This window comes from Acidimicrobium ferrooxidans DSM 10331 (assembly GCF_000023265.1).
GTDB classification, from domain to species: Bacteria; Actinomycetota; Acidimicrobiia; order Acidimicrobiales; family Acidimicrobiaceae; genus Acidimicrobium; species Acidimicrobium ferrooxidans.
On sequence record NC_013124.1, the window covers coordinates 516,974 to 540,030 of the forward strand.

General features: G+C 69.3%; 22 protein-coding genes and 1 pseudogene. 3 read left to right on the forward strand and 20 right to left on the reverse strand.

Annotated features, from left to right (window positions below):
- Window positions 1–137: 137 nt before the first annotated feature.
- The 3 genes and pseudogenes from AFER_RS12845 to AFER_RS02635 all read right to left on the reverse strand — a co-directional run bounded on the left by AFER_RS12845 (window position 138) and on the right by AFER_RS02635 (window position 2,761).
- Window positions 138–998, reverse strand: a complete 861-nt coding sequence (locus AFER_RS12845) for a transposase (protein ID WP_083769171.1) — start codon at window positions 996–998, stop codon at window positions 138–140.
- Between the two features lie 116 nt (window positions 999–1,114).
- The gene (locus AFER_RS02630) at window positions 1,115–1,441 is read right to left on the reverse strand and encodes an integrase core domain-containing protein (RefSeq protein WP_083769173.1); all 327 of its coding nucleotides are present in this window, start codon (window positions 1,439–1,441) and stop codon (window positions 1,115–1,117) included.
- A pseudogene (locus AFER_RS02635) lies at window positions 1,410–2,761 on the reverse strand (IS30 family transposase). The gene AFER_RS02630 and the pseudogene AFER_RS02635 overlap by 32 nt, the downstream one beginning before the upstream one ends.
- A gap of 149 nt (window positions 2,762–2,910) precedes the next feature.
- Between AFER_RS02635 and AFER_RS02640 the strand changes: the two are divergent.
- Window positions 2,911–3,171 carry an integrase core domain-containing protein gene (locus AFER_RS02640; RefSeq protein ID WP_083769175.1) on the forward strand — a complete coding sequence of 87 codons (261 nt, stop codon included), beginning with the start codon at window positions 2,911–2,913 and terminating at the stop codon, window positions 3,169–3,171.
- Window positions 3,172–3,352: 181 nt separating this feature from the next.
- Here the strand turns inward: AFER_RS02640 and AFER_RS02645 are convergent, their stop codons facing one another.
- From AFER_RS02645 to AFER_RS02680, 8 genes are all read right to left on the reverse strand, one after another.
- A complete protein-coding gene (locus AFER_RS02645; RefSeq protein WP_041661636.1) occupies window positions 3,353–3,589 on the reverse strand; it encodes a hypothetical protein in 237 nt (78 codons plus the stop codon).
- 95 nt (window positions 3,590–3,684) lie between these two features.
- On the reverse strand, window positions 3,685–4,563 hold the full coding sequence (locus tag AFER_RS02650) for an IS3 family transposase (protein ID WP_015797628.1): 879 nt from the start codon (window positions 4,561–4,563) through the stop codon (window positions 3,685–3,687).
- Entirely contained in the window at window positions 4,560–4,889 is a 330-nt protein-coding gene (locus AFER_RS02655) for a transposase (protein ID WP_015797627.1), read from the reverse strand. The genes AFER_RS02650 and AFER_RS02655 overlap by 4 nt, the downstream gene beginning before the upstream one ends.
- Before the next feature lie 406 nt (window positions 4,890–5,295).
- Complete coding sequence (locus tag AFER_RS02660; protein WP_171788936.1) at window positions 5,296–6,786, reverse strand: phospholipase C; 1,491 nt, start codon at window positions 6,784–6,786, stop codon at window positions 5,296–5,298.
- Between the two features lie 726 nt (window positions 6,787–7,512).
- Entirely contained in the window at window positions 7,513–9,174 is a 1,662-nt protein-coding gene (gene cydC / locus AFER_RS02665; protein WP_015797978.1) for a thiol reductant ABC exporter subunit CydC, read from the reverse strand.
- Complete coding sequence (locus tag AFER_RS02670; RefSeq protein WP_015797979.1) at window positions 9,171–10,841, reverse strand: ATP-binding cassette domain-containing protein; 1,671 nt, start codon at window positions 10,839–10,841, stop codon at window positions 9,171–9,173. Before AFER_RS02670 ends, cydC begins: the two co-directional genes overlap by 4 nt.
- The gene (gene cydB / locus AFER_RS02675) at window positions 10,838–11,884 is read right to left on the reverse strand and encodes a cytochrome d ubiquinol oxidase subunit II (protein ID WP_015797980.1); all 1,047 of its coding nucleotides are present in this window, start codon (window positions 11,882–11,884) and stop codon (window positions 10,838–10,840) included. Before cydB ends, AFER_RS02670 begins: the two co-directional genes overlap by 4 nt.
- Before the next feature lie 9 nt (window positions 11,885–11,893).
- Window positions 11,894–13,285, reverse strand: a complete 1,392-nt coding sequence (locus AFER_RS02680; protein WP_015797981.1) for a cytochrome ubiquinol oxidase subunit I — start codon at window positions 13,283–13,285, stop codon at window positions 11,894–11,896.
- Window positions 13,286–13,449: 164 nt separating this feature from the next.
- Here AFER_RS02680 and AFER_RS11495 point away from each other — a divergent pair, with 164 nt between their 5' ends.
- Entirely contained in the window at window positions 13,450–13,548 is a 99-nt protein-coding gene (locus tag AFER_RS11495) for a 30S ribosomal protein bS22 (protein ID WP_083769179.1), read from the forward strand.
- Between the two features lie 122 nt (window positions 13,549–13,670).
- Here AFER_RS11495 and AFER_RS02685 read toward each other — a convergent pair whose 3' ends face one another.
- Genes AFER_RS02685 through ychF form a run of 7 tightly spaced genes read right to left on the reverse strand, consistent with a single transcriptional unit; the run spans window position 13,671 to window position 20,005 of the window.
- Complete coding sequence (locus AFER_RS02685; protein ID WP_015797982.1) at window positions 13,671–14,552, reverse strand: 4-(cytidine 5'-diphospho)-2-C-methyl-D-erythritol kinase; 882 nt, start codon at window positions 14,550–14,552, stop codon at window positions 13,671–13,673.
- The gene (gene rsmA, locus AFER_RS02690) at window positions 14,549–15,388 is read right to left on the reverse strand and encodes a 16S rRNA (adenine(1518)-N(6)/adenine(1519)-N(6))-dimethyltransferase RsmA (protein WP_015797983.1); all 840 of its coding nucleotides are present in this window, start codon (window positions 15,386–15,388) and stop codon (window positions 14,549–14,551) included. The genes AFER_RS02685 and rsmA overlap by 4 nt, the downstream gene beginning before the upstream one ends.
- 5 nt (window positions 15,389–15,393) lie before the next feature.
- Window positions 15,394–16,194, reverse strand: coding sequence for a TatD family hydrolase (locus AFER_RS02695; protein ID WP_015797984.1), 801 nt, complete (start codon window positions 16,192–16,194; stop codon window positions 15,394–15,396).
- Window positions 16,191–17,702 carry a class I tRNA ligase family protein gene (locus AFER_RS02700; RefSeq protein ID WP_015797985.1) on the reverse strand — a complete coding sequence of 504 codons (1,512 nt, stop codon included), beginning with the start codon at window positions 17,700–17,702 and terminating at the stop codon, window positions 16,191–16,193. Before AFER_RS02700 ends, AFER_RS02695 begins: the two co-directional genes overlap by 4 nt.
- A gap of 40 nt (window positions 17,703–17,742) precedes the next feature.
- Window positions 17,743–18,603 carry a 16S rRNA (cytidine(1402)-2'-O)-methyltransferase gene (rsmI, locus tag AFER_RS02705; protein WP_015797986.1) on the reverse strand — a complete coding sequence of 287 codons (861 nt, stop codon included), beginning with the start codon at window positions 18,601–18,603 and terminating at the stop codon, window positions 17,743–17,745.
- Window positions 18,600–18,911 carry a hypothetical protein gene (locus AFER_RS12235; protein ID WP_171788937.1) on the reverse strand — a complete coding sequence of 104 codons (312 nt, stop codon included), beginning with the start codon at window positions 18,909–18,911 and terminating at the stop codon, window positions 18,600–18,602. The genes rsmI and AFER_RS12235 overlap by 4 nt, the downstream gene beginning before the upstream one ends.
- A 5-nt stretch (window positions 18,912–18,916) precedes the next feature.
- Window positions 18,917–20,005 carry a redox-regulated ATPase YchF gene (gene ychF, locus AFER_RS02715; protein WP_083769183.1) on the reverse strand — a complete coding sequence of 363 codons (1,089 nt, stop codon included), beginning with the start codon at window positions 20,003–20,005 and terminating at the stop codon, window positions 18,917–18,919.
- Between the two features lie 45 nt (window positions 20,006–20,050).
- Here ychF and AFER_RS13060 point away from each other — a divergent pair, with 45 nt between their 5' ends.
- Window positions 20,051–20,134 carry a 50S ribosomal protein bL37 gene (locus tag AFER_RS13060; RefSeq protein WP_483446974.1) on the forward strand — a complete coding sequence of 28 codons (84 nt, stop codon included), beginning with the start codon at window positions 20,051–20,053 and terminating at the stop codon, window positions 20,132–20,134.
- Here AFER_RS13060 and AFER_RS02720 read toward each other — a convergent pair.
- On the reverse strand, window positions 20,131–21,222 hold the full coding sequence (locus AFER_RS02720) for an AAA family ATPase (protein WP_143711916.1): 1,092 nt from the start codon (window positions 21,220–21,222) through the stop codon (window positions 20,131–20,133). The genes AFER_RS13060 and AFER_RS02720 overlap by 4 nt on opposite strands.
- 17 nt (window positions 21,223–21,239) lie before the next feature.
- Window positions 21,240–23,006, reverse strand: a complete 1,767-nt coding sequence (gene aspS, locus AFER_RS02725) for an aspartate--tRNA ligase (RefSeq protein WP_015797990.1) — start codon at window positions 23,004–23,006, stop codon at window positions 21,240–21,242.
- Window positions 23,007–23,057 lie beyond the last annotated feature (51 nt).

Genomic DNA, 23,057 nt, shown 5'->3' on the forward strand with positions numbered 1-23,057 from the left:
CACGGTCTGCATTGACCTGCCCTTGAGTGTACGGTGGTCGCTTGTGCCCGCGCAAGTGAGACGAAGTGAACCGAGCCTCCTCGAAGTCGCGCGGTCGCTCGTGGCGCAGCGGCCAGCGCGTGTGTAGGCACCGGGCGTTAACTGACCCTAGAACACCGGAACGATAGTGACCCACCCTCCAGAGTAGGTTGCCCTCGAGAATCAAGAAGGGGGCAGCCCGATGCTGAAGGGCAGGATGCTCCTATGTCTGTCAAGTGGCGAGCGCGCTCAGCCCTTCGAGCCACTGGCGATACTGGATGGCCAACTCGTCGTGACGCGTGAGGCCGCCCTCGAGCCGCGATAGGCGCCCCACGGTCGTTGACAGGGCAGCTGCAGCCGCTTGGAGCACGACGCCCAAGGGAGTGCCGTAGCTCGCGAAGTTCCGTGCCGGTGATGACGGGCGCGGGGTTCGTGAGGAGGCCAAAGATCTCCCGGGCGATGGAGCGCTTCAGGCAGCGCATGATCTCTCGATCACTCTTGCCTTCCTGGCGTCGCCGCTCGAGGTAGCGCATGGTCGGGCCGTGACGGTGGGCGAGGCGGACCATCGCGATGCGCCAGAGCGCGTTGTTCGCCTCACGGTTGCCACCCCGGTTCAGGCGATGTCGTACGACCTTGCCCGAGGAAGCTGCGATGGGGCTCACCCCGGCGAGCGCAGCGAAGGAGGCCTCGCTCCGGAGGCGCTCGGGGTTGTCGCCCGCTGCCACGACGAGGGCTGAGGCGACCTCGGGCCCGACACCCGGAGCTGCGACGAGTGCAGGGTTCACCTCCGAGCACAGGCGAGCGATCGCGTGGTCCAGCTCGGCGATCTCTCGCTCCAGGGCCTGGTGGCGCCTCGCCAGCGTCACGAGCGCCAGCGTCGTTGCGGCACCAGTCGCAAGTGCCCACAGCGTCGCCCCAGGCTGCCACACGCTCCACCTGGCGAGCACGACGAAGCCTCGTGAGTTCCTCACGCTGCTCATCGGCCAAGGTGACGATCAGGTCGCGGAGCTGGTTGCCAGCTTCGGGTGCGTGCTCGGATCGCAGAGCGACGCGCGACGCCAAGTGGGCTTCCCCCCATTTGCTTGACAGTCTGAATTTAGGCCACGGCCGCCTCCTCCCGGGCCCAGGTGAGCTCGTACTCGATTGGCGGTCGGTACCCGAGGCTCGAGTGCAGCCGGACGGTGTTGTAGCGATGGATCCAGGCTGCGATGGCTGAGCGGGCCTCGGCGAGGTTCGCGAAGCGGTAGCGAGCCACCAGCTCGCGCTTCAAACTCCCGAAGAAGGACTCGGCCACGGCGTTGTCGTAGCAAGTAGTCACCCTGCCCACCGACTGGCGAACGCCGAGGGTCGCGAGCAGGCTCCGAACCTTCCGGGAGAGGTACTGTCCGGATTCAACCGGTCGTCGCAACACCTGTTGCTCCATCTGAGCCTAGGAGTGCCTCCAGCGCTTCTGCTGGGGTCCGCCAGCCGAGTGTCTTGCGAGGCCGCTGGCCCGAGCGCGAAGGCGACCGCGTCGAGGTCGTGCTCACTCCAGCGGGACAGGTCGGTGCCCTTCGGGAAGTACTGGCGCAGGAGTCCGTTGGTGTTCTCGTTCGTCCCGCGCATCCATGGCGAGTGAGGGTCGGCGAAGTAGATGGCGAGTCCCGTGTCGATGCGCAGCTGGACGTGCTGGGCCATCTCCGTGCCGCGATCCCACGTGAGCGATCGGCGCAGGTGCTCGGGGAGGGTGGTGATCTTGGCAGCGATCGCAGTGCGGACTGCCTCGGCACCGTGGCCGGCAAGGGGTGGTCCGTGCTTCGCGCGCGCCTCACCGTCGTGGCCCTCCATGGGCGGTAGGTGGAGCAGCATCACGGAGCGGGTGGTGCGCTCGAGGCGCGTGCCGATCGCCGAACGGTGCAGCCCGATGATGAGGTCTCCCTCCCAGTGCCCGGGCACCGCACGGTCCTCGGCCTCGGCGGGCCGCTGCGAGATCAGCACCTCCGGGGTGATGAAGCCCTGGCCTCGTCCGTGAGCCCGTGCTCGTGGGACCCGAAGGGCTCGTCCGGTCCTCAAGGCAGGTCACGAGTTCGCGCCTGAGCACCCCGCGCCCCTGGACGAAGAGTGCCTGGTAGATGGCCTCGTGACTGATACGCATCATCGTATCGTTCGGGAAGTCGATCGGGAGGCGCTTGGCGATCTCGTCGGGGCTCCAGGCCCGTGCCCACCTGCGATCCTGACTGCGGCCGTGGCGACGACCCGTGAACCTGACGGTGGGACCGTCTGCGGTCGTGCCATCGGGATGGGCGATGCGACCAGCGAGGCGATCCTCCACGTAGGCACGGAGCTCCTCGTTGCGAACGAGCTTGGCCACCTTCGGGCGCTTGGCGGCGAGCTTGCGCCTTCCACTGGGCAACGACCGCCCGGTACTCGAGCGTGCCACCCCTCGTGGCTGCGTTGCGACGGAGCTCACGCGAGATGGTCGAGGGGTGACGCCCGAGCTGACGAGCGACGCTTCGACCCCAGCCCCTTTTCGCTCGTGCGAGCGCGATCTCCTCGCGCTCGCTGAGAGCGAGAGGGAGCGGCCCGAGGGCTCGCCCAGCGTGCATGGTGGCACCCCACCAGCATGGCTGAACCAGCGCGCACCGACCGCCACCGACACGCCCACGCGCTCGCAGGCGTCCGCGGTCGAGATCCCCGTGGCGATGAGCTGCCAGAAGGCCCGCTGGAGCACCCGTGGTGGGTCTGGCCGCCCTGGGGAGCGCATCGGCGGCCGCAGGGCACGATCGGCCGCCCACTGTCGCCTCGCTCCCGGAGGAGCCTGGTTCCTGTTTCGTTGCACGTGCTCCTCCGTCACCGGGGGTGTTGCAACGACCGGTTGAACCCGGACAGTAGCTCTCCCGGAAGGTTCGGAGCCTGCTCGCGACCCTCGGCGTTCGCCAGTCGGTGGGCAGGGTGGCTACTTGCTACGACAACGCCGTCGCCGAGGCCTTCTTCGGAAGTTTGAAGCGCGAGCTGGTGGCTCGCTACCGCTGCGTGAACCTCGCCGAGGCCCGCGTCGCCATCACAGCCTGGATCCACTGCTACAACACCGTCCGGCTGCACTCGAGCCTCGGGTACCGACCGCCAATCGAGTACGAGCTCACCTGGGCCCGCGAGGAGGCGGCCGTGGCCTAAATTCAGACTGTCAAGCAAATGGGGGGAAGCCCAGGCCTCCTGGCGGGAGATCCAGTGGTAGCGGCTCACTGTCCCCCCTCCTTCACCCAGAAGGCCATCGCTCGCTTGAGCAGCTCACGTTCCATGGTGAGCTGCTTGACCTGCCGACGCAGCCGGGTCAGCTCCTCGCGCTCGGCGCTGGTCAGGCCTTCTCGCTCACCTCGGTCGAATGGAGGAGCCCCGAAGCGACCAGCTCATCGATGCTGCCGCCGTACTCGAACATTGGGTTGAGACTCAGCCAAGGTTCCGGCCAAAGCGTTCCCTCGCTGAGGGCTTCTTGCACCCTGGAACGGATTCGCTCATCGCGAATATCAACGAAGCTCTCGACGAATGATCTGAACTCGCGAACGACGGTGTCTCGAAGGTCGAAGACGTCCATTGCCGTCCTCTAGAGCTCCGACGTCAGGGTCACAAGTTGATGCGAACCATTCTCCACTACAGTGGGCTTCCCCCCATTTGCTTGACAGTCTGAATTTAGGCCACGGCCACCTCCCGGCAGGCCCAGGAGAGCTCGTACTCGACGGGCGGTAGGTACCCGAGGCTTGAGTGCAGGCGGACCGTGTTGTAACGGTGAATCCAGCTAGCGATGGCAGAGCGAGCCCCTGAGAGGTTCGCGAAGCGGTAGCGAGCCACCAGCTCGCGCTTCAAGCTCCCGAAGAAGGACTCGGCCACGGCGTTGTCGTAGCAGGTCGCGACCCTCCCCACCGACTGGCGAATGCCAAGGGTCGCGAGCAGGCTCCGTACCTTCCGGGAGAGGTACTGGCTGCCGCGATCGCTGTGAAAGATCGCCCCAGCCAGGCTGCCCCGAGTCCCGAGTGCTTCGCGGATCGCCTCGACCACCAGGTCATCGGGCATGTGACGCCCAAGTGACCAGCCCACGATGCGCCTCGAGCCAAGATCTGCCACCGTGGCGAGATAGCAGAACCCCTCATCGGTGCGGACGTAGGTGATGTCGCTCACATACCTGCGCTTCGGCTCACCAGGAGCGAAGTCCTGACGGACGAGGTCCGGGAGCGCTGCGTCCTCTCCCCGCCTCGTCGTGACTACGAAGCGCCGGCGTGGGCCCGCTGCCATCTCGAGCTCGCGCATCAGGCGTTCCACCCGCTTGTGGTTCACGCAGAACCCGCGCCGTCGCAGCTCGTGGGTGATGCGGGGGCTGCCGTAGGTGCCGTCGCTCTCGTGCCAGATGGCGCGAAGCTCGCTCGCGAGCACCAGGTGCTCGGGATCCTCGCCTCGGTCCCGACGGTGTCGCCAGGCGTAGTAGGCCTGGCGAGAGACCCCGATGACTCGTGCTGCTGCCGCTACAGAGAAGCCCTTGGCCTCCTGGCGGGAGATCCAGTGGTAGCGGCTCACTGTCCCCCCTCCTTCACCCAGAAGGCCATCGCTCGCTTGAGCAGCTCGCGTTCCACGGTGAGCTGCTTGACCTGGCGGCGCAGCCGTGTCAGCTCCTCGCGCTCGGCGCTCGTCAGGCCCTCTCGCTCACCTCGGTCGATGCGTTCCTGACGGACCCAGTTACCAAGGGTCTGCTCGTTGATGCCAAGCTCACGGGCGACGTCAGCGATGGTGCGGCGCTGGTCGAGAACCAACGCTGCCGCGTCCTTGCGGAACTGGCTCGGGTAGCGGCCGCGTCGTCGTCCAGCGGGGCCGTCGCCCGGTGGTGGGTTCGGTGTCTGGCTCATCCCTTCCTCCTATAGCAGGTGTCAACCTGGAGGGGGGAAGGCCACAGTCTCCTGGCACACAAGCATGCTGGTGCGAGCACCGAGGCCATGGCTCGATCTCATGTCGATCCTCGGCGAAGCTTAGCGGAGGCCTTGGGTGAGGGCCAGCGGCCCGGGATGCCAGCGTAGCGTCGCTGCCGCTCGTCCAGGGTGCGAACGCGGTTTGGCCGAGCCACATGGACCTCGCGCCAGGAGCAAGGTTGTATCCCTCGTGCTCCGTGCCAACTCCTCTGACGTGCGCACGGTACACGCGGAGCATGGACCCGCATGAGCTCCACAGCGAACTTGGCTGCAAGCACCGTAACGGCCGTCGGCCCCGGCACAGCCGGGGCCGACGTGGTCTGGGTGGGAGTGAAGGTTGTGTCGGCTACGGAGTCGTGTCGTCGTTGACGTTGACGTCGAACGTCGACCAGCCCTGAGCCCCGTTCGGTCCTGTCGCGATGACGCGCCAGTAGCCGGCCGTCGGGAACGTGAGGGTCGCCTGGGCCGTGCCGTCGACGAGATCGACTGATGCGGGGTACGTGGCAGACGGAGCCCCCGACGGACCGACCACCGTGAGGTTCACCGTGCCCGAGACGGATGTATCCGTCGTGAGGCCAGCAGTCTTCGCCTCGACGTTCACGACGAGCGGCGTTCCGGGCGTCGCTGCGAGATTCTCGGCAGGATCGGCGACCTGGATCGTGTCGCTCGGCACGTCGGGTAGCGATACGGGAGCGATCGGCGCTTGGTGGAAGTCGAACATGCCGAGCAGGTCGTTCTGGCGGGCCACCAGCTTGGTGAGCGGGTGCATCCCCCAGAGGCGATCCATGAGGGCAAGGATCCCCATGTCGGTCGTCTGCTTCGAGAAGACTCCGGGTCGCACCCACGGCGAGATGACCACCATGGGGGTGCGGGTGCCGTAGCCGAAACGCTGCGCGATCGGCGGGGCCACGTGATCCCAGAAGCCACCGCCCTCGTCGTAGGTGATGAAGATGGCGGTGCTCTTCCACTCGGGCGAGTGCTCGATCATCGACACGAGCTGTCCGACCCATGCGTCACCGAGCTGGATGTCCGTGGGCGGATGCTCGCTGTAGAGCCAGGTCGGAACGACGAAGGAGAAGTTCGGCAGTTGGTTGTTCTGGACGTCGGCCACGAACTGGCTCGTGTTCGCGACGTCGTTCCAGAGGTGCTTGTCCTGGAGCACCGGCGTGTACCAGGCTGGGTTCCAGTGGGTGACGAAGCCGTTCCCCTCTTGGGTTGGGGGTGGGCCGTTGTAGTCGCCCTGGAAGATGCCCCAACTCAGCCCGTGCTGGGTGAGCTGGTCGAAGACGGTGCGGATCGGGAAGGACCCAGAGCTCGGCGGGGAATCCGACAGCCACGCGTCTGCGGTGCCCGCCACGGCGTAGATCCGATTGGGCTGGGTCGGGCCGATCGCGGGCTGGAAGTTGTTGTCGGCGAGCACGAAGTGCTGGGCTAGGTCCCAGAGGTTCGGCTCGACGCTCTTGCCGAAGGTCGTGATGGACGCAAGGCCGTTCGTCGGCAGCGTGGTGTAGTAGTTCATCTTCCACCCCGGCTTGCCGGTCAGGTACGCGTTCGACGGCGTCGCGGAGGTGAAGTAGCCCGTCCCGCCCGCCAGCAGTGCGGGGCGGTAGTCCATCGCCTCGATCTCGGCAGCGCGGTTGTGGTTGAGGTCCACCGTGTCACCGACGTTGGCGGGAGCCGGGATCGGCGCGACGGGTGCGGCTGCGTAGTTCGTCGACGGATTCGGGAACTCGGTTCCTGCCGGGATCCCGTTCGCGCCAGGGAACGACCCGAACAGGTTGTCGAACGTATGGTTCTCCAGCATGATCTCGACGACGTGCTGGATCGGGCTCCGCATGCCGCTCGTCGCGGCTGCTGGGGCTCCTGTGCCGAGGGTGCTCCAGCCCACTAAGGCTGTCGCCAAACTGGTCGCCGCCGCGATCGAGGCGACCCACCGACTGCGTGCTCGCATCGTTACCTCCCCTTCGATGATGTGGGTGTCCACTCGGGACGACTCCATGCTTGACCCCAGAGCTTGCGCTCAGGTTGCGCTCAGGTGACTCGCAGGACACGGGGAGTGGAACGTTTGGGTGGCGGTCCGACGATCGGTCGCCCTCGCGAGTTCGGATCTCTCATGTCCCCACGGCCACCTGCATGCGACGAGCGCGAGGCCGCTGCCCGAGGGAGCTTGCTCGCGTGGCAGATGGACCCCTGACCGGCTCCTTCCGGCGAGCTGGGCGGGCGTGCGAGATGTCGCGGCCGCGGTGGTCGTGGCGCTGGTACCGGGACGCATCCCACGGCAGAACCGTGCGCGTGGGGGTGCTCATGTCGTCCCGCACACCCCTTCGACCTCACGGCCGAGGCTGTGCTTGCAGCGAGGTGGTGCCCTGAAGGTAGATCGATCGCTCCCGCTGGGAATCGGACCGCGCGAGCTCGGCGAACCCCACAGCATCCCACGCGATCGCTGCCGTGGCGCGAGGGCGGCTCGACCGCGCGACACGTGTCGATCGCCTTCGTCGCCCCGACCTAGGTGCGCCCCCACCGTGGGCGCGATCCGTGCGCGTGCGCGTCGCGGATGTGCCGACTACGGCGCGCTCTGGCCGCGGTGGTTCGCCAACTCGAGGACCTCGGCCCCGTGTGCGAGTCCCTCGACGACGCGTTCGGCGTGCGTCACCACGACCAGGGTTCGATCGATGGCGAGCCGGGCGAGAAGTGCGACGAGATCATCCTCGGTCTCGCCGTCGACGTTGGCGGTCGGCTCGTCGAGGATCCACGTGTGCTGGTCGGCGAGCAGCAGGCGAGCGAGTCCGATGCGCTGTGCCTCGCCCGAGGAGACGGCGTCGTGGGCGAGGCGCGTTTGGAGCCCGTCGGGTAGTCGCGCGAGCAGCGGTGCGAGTCCCACGTCGCCGAGCGCTCGGACGAGGTCGGCGTCGGATGCGTCGGGGCGGGCGAGCCGGAGGTTCGCCGCGAGCGTCGCGTCGAAGACCCACGCTTCCTGGGGGACGTAGCCGACGTGGTGCGCCACGGTCGACTCGGTGAGCTGGCGCGTGTCGACGCCGCCGAGGCGGATCGTGCCACGGGTGGGCTCCCATGCGGCTCGCAGCAGACCGACGAGCGTCGACTTGCCAGCCCCGCTCTCACCGACGACGAGGAGCCGACCTCTTGGAGGGATCGAGAGGCTGAGGCGATCGAGGATCGCGGTGGTGGCGCCAGGGTAGGAGAAGCTCACGTCCTCGACGTCGATGGCGAGGGGACCGTCGGGCAGGGGCGTAGTGTTCGCTGGCTGGTCGCGACCTCGGAGCGCGAGGACCGAGTCGAGGCGTCGGGACGAGGCGAGCTCGCTCGCGAGATGGGTCGCGCTCACGCCGATGCCGCTCGTCGCCTCGAAGAGCCCGAGGGCGAGGAACGGCACGACGGCGAGCTCCACGGCCTCGAGGTGGTGGTGCGCGATCGCCCCGGCACCGATCGCGACGGTTGCGGCGATGGTCAGTGCTTCGGCGAGACCGGCGAGCGAGGCGGGGATCAGCTCGAGCGCTGCGTTGGTCCGTCGACGCCTGGCGAGCTTGCGGATGTGGGCCGCGAGCTCATCGGTGAGGGTGTGCTCGCCCGGCGTTCCGGCGCGCTCGGGAGCAGAGTCGGCGATGGCGAGTGCGATCGTGTGGGCGGCTTCGGCGGTCGCGGCGAGTTCGCGGGTCGGTGCTCGCCCGAGCCGCGCCGCGGCCGCTGGCGCGACGACGAGCGTGACGACGAGGCCGAGGGCGAGGACCACTCCGAGGGCGGGGTTGAAGACCCAGGCCACGACCGTGCCCACGAGGCCTGCACCCACCGCACCGGCGAGGGGAGCCGCGATGCGCAGGAGCAGCGAGGAGAGCGCATCGAGATCTCCCGTGGCAGCTCGCGAGAGCGTGCCGGCGATCGCGCTCGGGACCCTGTGGGGTGCGGCCCCAGCCACGGCACGATAGAGCGCGACGCGAACCACGCGCACGAGGCGCAGCGTGAGGCGATGGCCGAGGAGGCGCTCTCCATACTGACCGGCACCTCGGGCGAGGGCGAAGAAGCGCACCGAACCGACGGCCACCCCCAGCGTCAAGATGCCAGGTCGGAGCGAGGACTTGGCGAGGAGGTAGGCGGAGAAGGCGAACAGGATGGCTGGGGAGAGCGCAGCAGCGAGTGAGGTACCCAGGTAGCCAGCGACCAGTCTGCGCTCAGAGTCGAGGTGGTTGCGGATGATCGTGACGAGGTTCATGTCGTCGGCTCCGTCGTCGGCGATGGCGTCGCTCGGGTCCCGATCGAAGCGTCGCTGAGCTCGAGGACGCAGGTAGCGCGGCGAACCACGAGCTCGCGATGGCTCGCGCTGATGACGATGGACCCCTTCGCCTCGCGCGTGAGCAGCTCGAGGAATCGCTCCTCGGTGCCCACGTCGAGGTGGCTCGTCGGCTCGTCGAGCACGACCACGTCGCGGCCGAGTGCGAGTGCACGCGCGAGGGCGACTCGTTGTCGTTGGCCCGCCGAGAGGTTCGCCCCCCCGGGTGCGACCAGGTCGTCGCGGCGCTGAACGAGTTCGATCGCGCCGAGCTCGGCGAGGAGGTCGAGTGCGACCTCGAGGCGATCGTGGCCCGCGACGAGTTGGAGGTTGTCAGCGATCGTTCCGGGCACCATGGCGGGGCGAGCCGGCACCCACACCGTTCGTTCCGCAGGGAGCGCTCGATGGATCTCGTGGTCGAGCACGAGGGTTCCACGGAGCGTTGCGCCGCGACCCACGAGGGCCATGAGCAGCGTCGACTTGCCGATGCCGCTGCGGCCGACGACGCAGAGATGGTCGCCAGGTGCGAGCGACAGCGTGACCGGAGGGTCGAGCTCTATCTCGACAGTGGTCACGGAACGGAGCTCGAGCAGCGCCTCATCGTGCGACGGTGCGGCCCGCAGGAGACGTGTCGCCGGAGCTTGGGACGTGCGTGGCACGGGGGACTCAGGAGGCGCCGCGAGGGCGTCGATGGCCTCGGCTGCTGCGCGGCCGTCGGCGGTGGTGTGGAACTGGAGCGATGCGGCCCGGAGCGGGGCGAACACCTCGGGCGTCCAGAACAGGACGGTCGCGCCCGTGGCGAGCGCCATCGAGGCGTCGTTCAGTCGGATGCCGATCGAGACGGCGACGAGCGCCACGACGATCGCCGAGAGGATGTCGAGGCTCACACCCGAGAGGAACGCGATCTCGAGCACGCGCATGGTTCGATGCTCGAGCGATGCAGCTGCGGCGTCGACGGCATCGGCCTGCTCGTCGGCGCGTCCGAAGGCGGCCAGCGTCCCCGCACCACCGAGGAGATCGAGGTAGCGATGCTCGAGCTCGATGGTGGCATCAAGTTGGTCGCGAGCGCGCCGGTCGGTGGCGATCCCGATGAGCGCCGCGAGGATCGGCATCGCGACGAGGCCGCCGGCGAGCTCGATGCCGAGGATGGGGCTGGCCAACCAGGTCGCGACCACGAGCGTCGGGATCTGCGCGACGGTCTCGGCGACCGGTGGCGCGACCGATGCGACCGCGGTCGCGAGGCGGTCGAGGCCCTCGCTCGCGAGATAGGCGAGGCGGCTCGGATCGGGGTTCGTCCCGCGTGCGGCCGCGAGGAGGGCGGGCTCTGCGGCGCTGGCTGCTCGCTCGCCAGCCTCACGGGCCGCCACCTGGCCCAGCCGCCGCAGGACGACCCGCACGACGAGGGCAGCCCCGAGGACGACGCCGGCCGTGGCACTCGCGCCGAGTCGGTGCGCGACGACGGCGTCGCTGAGCGCTGCGCCAAAAGCGCGAGCCGCCACGAGGAGCGCGACGAGTTGGGCGAGCGTGGTCGCAGCGAGGATCGCCCAGAACGGCATCGCCCCCGGTGCGCGAAGCGCCCGGGGGTCGATGGGACCACGTCGCTCGCTCACACCTCGTGCGGCTGGTCGCTCGCGGGGACGGTCTCGTGGGGCAGCGAGACGCGACGCCGGAAGATGTAGTAGCTCCAGCCCTGGTAGAGGAGGACGAACGGGGTGAAGATCGCCGCCACGATGGTCATCGCGCGCAAGGTGTAGGGCTGCGAGGCAGCCTCGGCGATGGTGAGCGACGCAGCGGACGAGAGCGACGAGGTGATGACGTCAGGATACAAGGTCATGAAGACCGTCGCCGTGATGGCGAGGATGGCGACGCCCGTCACGGTGAAGGCCCAGCCCGAGAGCCGCTCGCGATTGAGCCAGCTCGCCGCGACCACGAGCAGGAGGGCGGACACGGGGATCATGCCTGGGACGTCACCGGCGTGGTGCTCGGTCCGTGCCACCTCCCACGTCCAGGCGAGGAAGGCGAGGATGATGACGGCGGTGATCGGCGCGATGCGCCCGGCGAGCGCGGAGGCACGCTCCTTCAGTGCGCCGGTGGTCTTCAGGTTGAGGAACAAGGCACCGTGGAGGAGGAACAGGCTCAGGGTCGCGAGCCCCGCGACGAGCGCGTAGGGCTGCAGGAGCGAGAGCAGCGAGCCCGTGAAGATGCCGTTCGCGGTGATCGGGATCCCCTTGATGAGGTCGCCGAAGGCGACGCCCCAGAGGAGGGCGGGCACCAGCGACCCCACCGTGATCACGATGTCCCAGTTGCGTCGCCAGGTCGCGCTCTGGCGCTTGCCGCGGTACTCGAACGCGACGCCTCGGATGATGAGCGCGACGAGGAGGATGAACAGAGCGAGGTAGAACGCGGAGAACATGCGGGCATACCACAGGGGGAACGCCGCGAACGTCGCCCCGCCTGCCACGATGACCCAGACCTCGTTGCCGTCCCAGGTCGCACCGATGGTGTTGATGACGGCGCGACGTTCGAGGTCGTCGCGTCCGATGAGCGTCAGCAGCATGCCGACCCCGAAGTCGAAGCCCTCGAGGAAGAAGTAGCCGGCCCAGAGGACGCCGATCAGGATGAACCAGAAGAGTTCGAGACCAGTGGTGTGCATCGTGCGCTCCTAGTAGATCAGCGAGCCGACTTCGTGCTCGGTCTCGGTGTCAGCGCCGGGTTCGAGTGAGCGTCGACCATAGCGAACCATCAACGAGATGTCCACGACCGCGAGGATGCCGTAGAGCACCGTGAACCCGACGAGGGTGATCCCGACCGACCATGGCGACAGGTGCGAGGCCCCTTGGGAGGTCTTCAACAAGCCGTAGACGATCCAGGGCTGGCGGCCGGTCTCGGTGTAGATCCAGCCGGTGGTGTTGGCGATGAAGGGGAGCGGGATGGTCCAGAGGGCGACCTTGGCGAACCAGCGCGACTGCTCGAGGCGATGGTGGTAGAGCAGCCAGCCACCCCAGAGGGCGATCAGGATGATGACGGCTCCGATCCCCGCCATGATGCGAAAGCTCCAGTAGTCGAGGGCAACGGGCGGGATGTAGCTGCCCGGGCCGTACTGGCGGACCATCGCGGCTTGGAGCTGATTGATGCCCTGAACGACCCCGTTCCAGTGGTCGGTGGCGAGCAGGCTGAGGACGTGCGGGATGCCGATGGAGAAGATGGGCTTGTCGTGGAGGTTGCCGATCGTGAGGATCGATTCGGACGCACCGCGGGACGTGTTGTAGAGGGCCTCGCCGGCGGCGAGCTTCATGGGTTGGGTCTCGGCGATCACCTGGCCGTCGATGTGGCCGTCGAGGCCCATGAGCAGCGCCGAGATGAGCATGACGATGAGCGACACGCGCGCGCCTGCGGCGAAGACCTCGCGGGTCTCGGTGCTGCGGTGGTACTGCCACAGCGAGATGCCGAGCACGAGCGCAGAGCCGGTCAGGAAGGAGGCGAGCAGGGTGTGGAACAGCGTCACGAGGAAGAGCTCGTTCGTGAGGATGGCCCAGAAGTTCGTCATGACCGCCTGGTGGGTGGCCGGATCGATGCGATAGCCCACCGGGTGCTGCATCCACGAGTTCGCGGCGAGGATGAAGGCGGCAGACAGCATGGTCCCGATCGAGACGAGCCAGATGGAGGCGAGGTGCACGCGCCGTGGCACGCGATCCTTGCCGAAGAGCCACACGCCGAGGAAGGTGGACTCCATGAAGAAGGCGAGGAGTCCCTCGATGGCGAGCGGCGGGCCGAAGATGTTGCCGACGTAGGCGGAGTAGGCCGACCAGTTCATCCCGAACTGGAACTCCTGGACGATGCCGGTGACGACCCCGATGGCGAAGTTGATCAGGAAGAGCTTGCCGAAGAAGTCGAGCACGCGCTCGTAGCGGTCGTCGCCCGAACGGTAGGCGGCCGTCTGCAGGATCGCCACGATCAGACCCAGCCCGATGGTGACGGGGACGAACAGGAAGTGGTAGATGGTGGTGGCTGCGAACTGCCACCTCGACAGCAGCACGGTCATCGACGCGACCATGAGACCCTCCCTCTGACACCGCAGCTCGAGCTGAACGTACGCAACCGAGCTGCGAGCTCCAGCCTACGAATCGTCCTGATGGGCGCACCTGGGCCCTTCGTCACGTCTTGGCCGGGACTCGGGTCGCCCGCCGGGAGCAGCGAGTCGACTAGCCTCGTGGCTTCATGGGTTCTCTCATCAAGAAGCGCCGCAAGCGCATGCGCAAGAAGAAGCATCGCAAGATGCTGAAGAAGACTCGCTGGCAGCGCCGAGCCGGTCGCTAGCTCGCACGACGTTCACGAACGCCCCGCGGCTGCGGGGCGTTCGTGCGTCGTGGCGGCTTCGCCACCGGAGCCTGCCCGCTTCGCCACCGGAGCCTGCCCGCTGTGCCAGCGGCCCTCGGCGGTCAGGCTGACTCGCCGGCGCTCGGTGTCTCGCTCGACACCTCGGTCGCTGGGGAGGCGAGGGCGCGGGGCAGCGTCCGTGTCTCGATCAGCCACACGGGCAAGTCCGCGAGCATGAGGCGCGTGGCCCGGACGTCGTCGCCTCCCACGGTGACGTGGGCAGCAGGGCCCCTCGCGAACTCGTCGCCGAGGCCGAGGGTGCCTGCCGAGTGCCACCACGCCAGCGTCGAGCCCGAGCCGGCGAGTCGAGGACGTCGTCCGGTGCGTCGCTCGGCAGCGGCGATGAGCGCCCCCAGCCGTGGCTCGATGGCGCAGGCGGCGGCCTCGAGGTCGTTTGCGACCTCGTCGTCGTCGTGTGGTCCACCGAGTGCGTCCCAGGCTCGATAGACGGAGCCCGTCGCGACGCCGAAGGGCGGCACGATGAGCGTCACGACCGCATCCAGGTCGTCGAGGGCCATGACCTGCTCGCCGATGCCGCGGGCATCGACGTGGCCAGCGAGCTGACACAGCGCGACGTCGGCACCGAGGTGCCGGCCGGTCGCGAGCGGTGCTCCGAAGGCGCGGAGGACGGCGCCCGCGTCGGCGGAGCCGCCGCCGAGCCCCCCTTCGACCGGGATGCGCTTCGTGATCGCAAGGGTGCCTGTCTCGCCGATGAGCTCAAGGGCTCGCCAGGCGAGGTTCGTCGCGTCGGTCGGGACGCGAGCGAGGTCGACCCAGGGGGCGCCAGCGACGAGGTCGATGGTGGTGGCAGGGGCCGGGGCGAGGTCGACGGTGTCGGCGAGGGCGAGGTGGACGGCCTCGATCTCGACCTCGTGCAGACCGTCGGCTCGGCGTCCGAGCACGCGGAGGGTGCGGGTGAGCTTGGCGGGCGCGACGAGCCTCACCGGGCACCCTTCGAGGTTGCGATGGCGCGCCCCAGCGCGACCCACTCGTCGAGCGCGAGCGACTCGGCGCGGCGCATGGGGTCGATGCCGACGGCATCGAGCGCCGCCAGCTCGTCGTCGCCGAGGGCGCGTCGGAGCATCTGACGCCGACGTTCGAAGCCGTGGCGGATCGCACGCACCGTGGCGTCGAAGGTCGTGGGCTCGGTCACCGCGAGCGGCTCGCTGCGGCGATCGGCGACGACGAGCTTCGACCACACCGTCGGCTGCGGGTGGAAGACGACCGGTGGCACCTTGGCGGCGACGTGCGCGTCGATGCTGAGCGCGAGCCGCACCCCGAGCGCCGAGCACGCTCGGGTGCCGGCGGCAGCGACGATGCGGTCGGCGAACTCCGCCTGGACCATGACGACCACACGCTCGAGGAACCAGGCCTCCTCGACGAGGCGAACGAGGATCTGTGAGCCGGAGTGGTAGGGGAGGTTCGCGACCAGCGCGCTGGGGCGTCGTTCCAGCGGGAGCGGGTCGGCGAGCGCATCGGCGTGCTCGATTCGGACGTTGTCGATCCCTCGCGCGGCCAGCACCTCGCCGAGCGCCGGGATCAGTCGTCGGTCGGCCTCGAGCGCCACCACCTCGTCGAAGTACTCGGCCAGCCACACGGTGAGCGAGCCGAGGCCCGGCCCCACTTCGACCGCGACCCGAAGCCCCGCCTCCGCGGCCAGCGCTGCTTCCTTGCGCGCGATGTTGCCGTCGGTGAGGAAGTTCTGGCCGAGGGCCTTGGAGGGCTCGAGCCCGATGCGCTCGAGGTGTGCGACGATCTCCCGCTTCGTGACTGGACGCATGGTGCTCAGGGAGATGGCTCGACCTCACGGAGCCCGAAGAGCCGCCGTGTCGTCGCCGCGGTGATCGCCGCGAGCCGGTCGGCGTCGACTCCCTTCTCGCTGGCCACGAAGCGTCCCGTGACGGCGACGTTGGCGATGTGGTTGGGTCGGCCGCGGAGCGGGACCGGCGCGAGGAAGGGCGTATCGGTCTCGACGAGCAGCCGCTCGATCGGGGCGAGCCGAAGCGCCTCGCGAACGGGCTGGGCGTTCTTGAAGGTCACGATCCCCGAGAACGACAGGTACCAGCCGCGTGCGAGGGCGCGCTCGGCCTCGTCGGGACCTTCCGAGAACGAGTGGATGATGACCGCTGGCGGACTCGGGGCGTCGTCGAGGATGGCCTCGGTGTCGGCCCAGGCTTCGCGCGTGTGGACCACGAGGGCGAGCCCGAGGCGGTGGGCGAGGGCGACCTGCTCGGCGAAGACGCGCCGCTGGACGGGGCGCGGCGAGTAGTCGTAGTGGTAGTCGAGCCCGCATTCGCCCACCCCGACGACGATGCCCGGGTACTCGACGACGAGCGCGGCGAGGTCGGCGATCGCGCCACCGTGCGCCTCGGCATCGTGGGGATGGATGCCGATCGTCGCGCCGACGCTGAGGTCGAGCCGTTCGGTGGCGAGCTGGTCGGCGATACGGGCCGCTTCTTGCGAGCTCGCAGGGTCCGTCCCGATCGCGACGAACCCGACGACCCCGGCGTCGACGAGGAGCGCCAGCTCCTCGTCGAGGCTCACGCGCTCGGGATGGGCGTGCGCATCGATCCAGCCCGCACTCATCGGCGCCCCACCACGGCATCGAGGTCGGTGCGTGGGAAGAGCGGGGCTGGCTTCGTGATGGTGGCCCCGCCCATGCCCGGTTGCCAAGCGAGCGGTCCCGCCTCGTCGAACCCGAGCGCTCGTCGGGCACGTTCGGCCCCATCGGGGATGGCGGGGGAGAGGAGCACGCTCGCGAGGCGCGCCCCCTCGCGAGCGGTGCCGAGGACGGAGGCGGCCTCGGCCGATCCCTTCGCGAGACGCCAGGGCTCCGTGGCCTCGAGGTAGGCGTTCAGCCGATGGACGAGGCCGATCGCTGCGTCCATGGCGTCGTTCGGCCGCCACCGTTCCCAACCTGCGCGGACGGCCTCGATGGTCTCGGCGATGGCGAGCTCGTCGGGGGGCGTCGCGGGTGCGTCGGGCACGTGGCCCCCGAGCCGTTGGACGATGAGCGAGCCCACCCGCGCGACGAGGTTCCCGAAGCCGTTCGCGAGCTCGGCGTTGTAGAGTGCGACGAGCGCCTCGAGGGACACGTCCCAGTCCGGCCCGATCGCCGAGGAGCGCACCAGGTAGTGCCGGAGCGCATCGGCACTGAGCGCGCGTTGGACACCCAGCGGGTCGATCTGGTTCGCGAGCGACTTCGACATCTTCTCGCCCTCGTTGAGCAGCCAGCCGGTCACGATCAGCTGGGCCGGGGGATCGATGCCGGCCGCGAGGCACATCGCCGGCCACCACACGGCGTGGAAGCGCAGGATGTCCTTGCCGAGCAGGTGGTGGGCCGCGGGCCACCAGGCGGCCACCTCGGCGGAGTCCTCTGCGTAGCCGATCGCCGTGAGGTAGTTCACGAGCGCGTCGTACCACACGTAGAAGACGTGTCGCGAGTCCCAGGGGACGCGCACGCCCCAGTCGATCGAGGTGCGGGTGATGGAGATGTCGGTGAGGCCGCCCTCGATGAAGCGGAGCACCTCGTTGCGGCGCGACTCGGGCCAGATGGCCTCCGGATGGCGCTCGTAGTGCTCGAGGAGACGATCTTGGTAGCGCGAGAGGGCGAAGAAGTAGTTCTCTTCGCGCATCCGTTCGCAGGCGACGTGGTGCACCGGGCAAAGCTCCCCCGGCTCGAGCTCGCCGGGTTGGTAGTAGGCCTCGCACCGCACGCAGTAGAGGCCCTCGTAGGTGCCGAGGTAGATGTCGCCGCGGTCGTGGATGCGCTCGAGGAAGCGTTGGACGCTTCGGTGGTGGCGTGGCTCGGTGGTGCGGATGAAGTCGTCGTAGGAGACCTCGAGCGCATCCCAGGCGCGTCGGAACTGGGCCGAGGTCACGTCCACCCAGGCCTGTGGACTCACGCCGTGCGCCTCGGCCGACTGGGCGATCTTCAGCCCGTGCTCGTCGGTGCCGGTGACGAAGCGCACCTCGTCGCCGATCAGGCGATGCCAGCGGGCGATCGCGTCGGCGAGGATCACGGCATAGGCCGTGCCGAGGTGGGGGTCACCGTTGACGTAGAAGATGGGGGTGGTGATGTAGAAGCGCCCCACGAGCCCAGCGACCTCCTCGCCGATCGATCTCGTCCCAAGCTTACCGAGGCGCCGGTCGCTCGCTGGGACGAGCGTCGGGACGCGCCGCGAGGATGGCGGCATAGGCCTCCTGGCGGGGCGCGTTCGTGAGGCGAGCGACGATCCGCGCCGCCTCCGACGGCGCGAGCGAACTCTCGGCGAGCGCTCGGGTGAGGCGCTCGTGCTCGACGACGCTCGTGGGCGGGGCAACTCGTGCCGGCCCCACCACGACGACCCACTCGCCTCGCCGATCGATGGCGCGCGCCCACGCCCCTGCGGCGCGCGCGGTCCCTTGGAAGGACGTCTCGTGGATCTTGGTGAGCTCCTTGGCGAGCAGCACCTCGCGCTCGGGGTCGAGCTCGCCGATCGCATCGACGAGCTCGAGGATGCGGTTCGGGGCCTCGAAGACGACGGTGGGGACGCCCTCGGCGAGCAGGTCAGCAAGGAGCCGTCCTCGCTCGGCCCCGCGCTGGGGCAAGAACCCCGCCACGCAGTAGCGGGCGACCTCGTGGGGCCAGAGCGCCATCACGGCCGTCGCGGCGCTCGGGCCGGGGATGACGACGACGGTGGCGCCCACCGCGCGCGCGGTGGCGACGAATGGCGCCCCCGGATCGGAGGTGCCCGGCATGCCGGCGTCGACGACGAGCACGACGTGCTCTCCGTCGAGGAGGTGTGTGGCGAGCGCTTCGGGCTCGATCGCGTTCTGGCCGCGGAGCGCGCGGACCGCTCGGAGGCGGATGCCGAGTGCGCTGGCGAGGCGCCTCGTGACGCGGGTGTCCTCGCAGACGACGAGGTCGGCGGTCTCGAGGGCGCTTCGAAGCCGCGGGCTCGCGTCGGCGAGGTTGCCGATCGGGGTGCCGGCGACGCTCAGCACGCCGCTCATCGACGGACCTCGAGGCGGTCGCCCGCCGAAGGGGGGGCGTCGTGCCAGAGGGCGCGTGGCAGGACGACGATGCGCCAGGGGGCGACGACGAGGCGTGGCCGCCATGGATGGAGCCGAACGGTGCTGCGGACGAGCCCGTTGCGGTCGAGGGCGAGCGCGAGCGCATCGCCGAGCTCCCCGAGCCCGCTCCAGAGCGCGATCGGTGTCGAGATGAGCAGGCCGTGGGAGTCCTCGGTGTGCCAGATCACCGGGCCCGCGGCGTCCAGGGTGCCGAGCACCCGACCGCGCTCGTTCACCAGCCACGCCATGGCGATCACACGTTGAAGCGGATCTCGAGCACGTCGCCGTCGGCGACGAGATAGTCGCGCCCTTCGAGCCGGACCTTGTTCTGCGCCTTGGCCCGGGTCCACGAGCCCGCCTCGACCACGTCGCGCCAGGAGGCCACCTCGGCGCGGATGAAGCCGCGGGCGAGATCGGAGTGGATGATGCCCGCGCAGGTCTGGGCGTTCGAGCCGCGTCGGAAGGTCCACGCGTGGGTGTCCTTGTCGCCGCTCGTGAAGAAGGTCCAGCGCTCCAGGGTTTCGAAGGCGGCTCGAGCGATGCGCTCGAGGGCGCTCGAACCGATGGCGAGGGCCTCCATCATCTCGGCACGTTCGGCAGGCTCGAGCCTGGCGAGCTCCGCCTCGAGCGCGAGCGGTGCGGTGACGACGGTGGCGTGATCGCCGAGGCGCCCTCGCACGGTGTCCTCGACGGCCACGTCGGCCTCGGCACCCTCGTCGGCGTTGATCACCGCGATGGCGGGTTTGGTCGTGATGAGAAAGGCCGAGCGGACCAGCTCGAGCACGTCGGTCTCGAGGGTGGCCCGATAGAGGGGGATCCCGTCTGCGAGGACCGCTTGGACGACCTCGAGGGCGGCCACCTCGGGTCGGGCCGAGGGGTCCGACCGCGCGACCTTGCGGCGCCGCTCGAGCGCGCTCTCGACGCTGGCGAGGTCGGCGAGGGTGAGCTCGAGCTCGAGGGCGTCGAGGTTCGCGATCGGGTCGTCGTCGCCCGGGACTCGGTCGTCGTGGAACGCGCGCAGCACGTAGAGGATGGCGTCCGCCTCTCGCAGCTGGCCGAGGAAGCGATTGCCGAGGCCGGCGCCTTGGGAGGACCCAGCGGTGAGCCCGGCGATGTCCGCGAGCTGCATGTGGGCATAGACCAGCTTGCGCGAGTGGTGGATCGCCGCGAGCGCGTCGACGCGCTCGTCGGGTACGACCGCCTCGGCGATGGTGGTGTCGGTGGTGGTGAAGGGGTGGGGCGCGACGGGGGTGTCGAGACCGGTGAGGGCGTTGAAGAGTGTGGACTTGCCGGCGTTGGCGAGTCCCACGAGACCGAGCTTGTCCATGGCCCCCTCGATCATAGGGCCAGCGGGGAGTCGTCTCTCGAGCCGCTAGCCTTGCCCCCCGTGTCGAAGCGAACCGTCAAGCGCAAGTTGCGCGCGAAGAAGAAGGCCAATCACGGACGCAAGCCGAACTGCGGTCGCGGCTAGTCGTCAGGCGTGATGCCCCGACGTCGCTCGATGCCGGTGATCTGACCCCGGAGCTCCTCTGGGACGATCGGTCTGGGTTTCGTGCTGGCCTCGGCGAGGGCGGCCTCGATCGCGTCGTAGGCCTCTCGCGATTTGGGCGCGCGTGCCAGATAGAGCACGACGTGCGCGAGCGTGATGCGGGCTTCGGGCATGCCGATGCGCTCGACCGTGTCCGCGGCCGCGGCCGCGAGGACAAGAGCCTCGGGATCGGCGAGGCCGACGTCCTCTGATGCAAAGATCACGAGGCGCCGCGCGATGAAGCGCGGATCTTCGCCTGCGGCGAGCGCCGCGGCGAGCCACCGGATCGCCTCGGTCGGTCGGCTCTGGCGCATCGACTTGATGAGCGCACTGGCGAGCTCGTAGTGGGTCGAGTCGTCGAGCCCGAGCGCGGCGATCTCGCTGATGCGCTCGAGGAGCTCGACGGTGAGCGGTCGCTGGGCCGCCGCGGGGGCTGCACGCTCGAGGATGCGCAACAGCGCCCTCGCGTCGCCGCGCGCTGCGGCGACGAGCCAGGCGATCGCCGCATCGTCGGCGATGAGGCCGAGGTGGGCGAGCGCTCGCTCGGCGACCGCGCGGAGCACGGGGGGCTCGAGTGCGCGGAGCCGAACGACGTCGCAGCGCGACAGCAGCGCGGGTGAGAGCGTGACGGCGGGGTTCTCGGTCGTCGCACCGATGAAGGAGATCTCGCCCCGTTCGATGGGCGCGAGCAGGAGATCGAGCTGGGTCCGGCCGAAGCGATGGACCTCGTCGACGAACCAGAGTGTCCCGTCGCCGTGGCGGGCGCGTCGGGCGGCTTCGGCCCGCGCCTCGCGCAGGTCCCGCACGCCGGTGTCGGTCGCGTGCAGCTCGACGAGGTGCTCGCCTCGTGCCCGTGCGAGCAGGCTCGCGATGGTCGTCTTGCCCACCCCCGGCGGCCCGGTCATGATCACCGCGATCGTCCGGGGCGCGGTGGCGAGGGCCTCGAGGCGCGCTCGCGCGTGGTCTTGTCCGAGGACCTCGGCGAGCGAGGTCGGTCGGAGCTCCTCGGCGAGCGGGCGTGCTCGCACCATGTGCTCCTCGAAGAGACTCACCGCGTCCCTGAGCGCAGCTCGCGACGTCGCGCCTCGAGCCCGAGTGCAGCGAGCACGCCGTCGTCGACGGGCTTCGGTGCACCGGTCATGGGGTCCTGGCCGCTCTGGGTCTTCGGGAACGCGATGACCTCACGGATGGTCTCCTCGCCGAGCAGGAGCGCGACGAGGCGATCGATCCCGAAGGCGAAGCCGCCGTGCGGCGGCGGGCCGAAGCGGAAGGCGTCGAGGAGGAAGCCGAAGCGATCGGCCGCCGCCTGCTCGTCGAGCCCGAGCAGGCCGAAGATCTGTGCCTGGAGGTCGGGACGGTGGATCCTGATCGAGCCCGAGCCGAGCTCCCATCCGTTCATGACGAGGTCGTAGGACTGGGAGCGCACCCGCAACGGCTCGCGCTCGAGGAGGTCCATGTCGTCGGCGTGGGGCATCGTGAAGGGGTGGTGGGCCGAGACGAGGTGACCCTCGTCGTCGACGCCCTCGAAGAGTGGGAAGTCGATCACCCAGAAGACGTCGAGCGCGTCGGGGTCGGCGAGGTGGCGCCCGAGCGCGAGGCGGATGGTCCCGAGCGCGGTGCAGGCGACCTCGAAGCGATCGGCGACGACGAGGATCGTGTCGCCGACCTCGGCTCCGGTGCGCTCCACGAGTGCTTCGAGCGCCGCCGGCGTCATCGCCTTGGCGAGCGGTGAGGCGATCTCGAGCGGCGTGCGGCTCTCGACACGGAACCAGGCGAGTCCCTTCGCGCCCGCGCTGCGGGCTCGTTGGGTGAGCTCGTCGAGTCGGGAGCGCGAGAGGGGCTCTGCGACGACGAGGGCGGTGACGTAGTCGGCCGCGAGCGCGCGCGCACCGGAGTCGCGGACCGCCTCGGTGACGTCGACGAGTTCCATGCCGAAGCGTCGGTCGGGCTTGTCCGAGCCCCAGCGGGTCATCGCCTCGTGCCAGGTGATCGTCCCAATGGGGACGTCGTCGACGCCCCGTACCGAGCGGATGACCTCGCGAATGGCCGCAGAGACGAAGGATCGCACGTCCTCTTGGGTGACGAACGACGCCTCGAGGTCGAGCTGGGTGAACTCGAACTGTCGGTCGGCGCGGAGATCCTCGTCGCGGAGGCAGCGCGCGATCTGATAGTAGCGATCGACGCCGCCGATCATGAGGAGCTGCTTGGCGATCTGGGGCGACTGCGGCAGGGAGTAGACCGATCCGGGCTGGGTCCGGGAGGGCACGAGGAACTCGCGTGCGCCCTCGGGCGTCGGTGTCCAGAGGAGCGGCGTCTCGACCTCGACGAAGCCCTGGGCCTCCATCGCGCGTCGGATGGCGGCGTTGGTGGCGGCACGGGCGCGCAGGTTGCGCTGCATGCGTGCGCGCCGGAGATCGAGGTAACGCCACCTGAGCCGCGTGGTCTCCTCGACCTCGGCGTGCTCGTCGAGGGGGAGCGGCAGGGGATCGGCGTCGCCGAGCACCTCGGCGTGTTGCACACGAAGCTCGATCGCGCCGGTGGCGAGGTCGGTGTTCTCCGTTCCTTCGGGACGCCGCGCCACCTGACCCTCGATGCGCACCGCCGCTTCGGTGTGCAGCGACCCTCGACCGTCCATGACGCACTGCACGGTGCCGGTGTGGTCGCGCACGTCGACGAAGACGAGGTGTTCTCCGTGCTCGCGGATGCGCGCCACCCAGCCGCAGACGCTGACGTCGCGGTCGAGGAGGGATTCGTCGAGCGCGCCGATGTAGTGCGTTCGAAGGCCGGCTGCTGGCGGCAGGGTCCGTTCACTCATGCGCGGTGGCATCTCCTTCGGTTCGGGGCGCTGGCCTCGGCGGCAGCACCT